This window comes from Rhodococcus sp. T2V (assembly GCF_029269925.1).
GTDB lineage: Bacteria > Actinomycetota > Actinomycetes > Mycobacteriales > Mycobacteriaceae > Rhodococcus_F > Rhodococcus_F koreensis.
The window spans coordinates 1-481 of sequence record NZ_JARJBD010000400.1 but is presented as its reverse complement, the minus strand read 5'-3'; the positions used below and the strand labels follow the sequence as shown (position 1 = coordinate 481).

Sequence of the window (481 nt, the reverse complement as noted above, 5' to 3'; positions counted from 1 at the left end):
GCCCTGGTCGATTTCAACCGCACCCACCGATTCCGCCACACCGTCGCCACCCGGTTGCTGAACAGCGGTGTCCCGTTGCACGTGCTGCAGCGTTACCTCGGGCATCTCACGCCGACCATGAGCATGACGTATGCGCAGACGCTGCAGTCCACCGCCGAGGCCGAGTTCCTGCGCCACCGCAAGCTCACCGCCGACGGACGCGAGCTCGAGATCGATCCTCGCGACCTCTACGACATGCTCGAGTTGGACAGACGCACCGACCGGATCCTGCCCAACGGGTACTGCCTGCTGCCGCCGCGTCAGGTCTGCGGCAAGGGCAACGCCTGCCTGACCTGCGATAAGTTCGCCACCGACGCCACCTTCCTGCCCGAGCTGCAAACCCAGCTGGCGCGGACCACGCAACTCATTACCGAACGCCGCGCGACGTTCGAGGCCCGCACCGGACACCAGATGGGCGAGGACAACATCTGGCTCGCCGGAC

1 protein-coding gene is annotated in these 481 nt (G+C 66.3%); it reads left to right on the top strand.

What is annotated here, in order from left to right; translation table 11 throughout:
• The coding region (locus tag P3H15_RS54570) for a tyrosine-type recombinase/integrase (RefSeq protein WP_276144905.1) at positions 1 to 481 on the top strand (481 nt) is incomplete at both ends.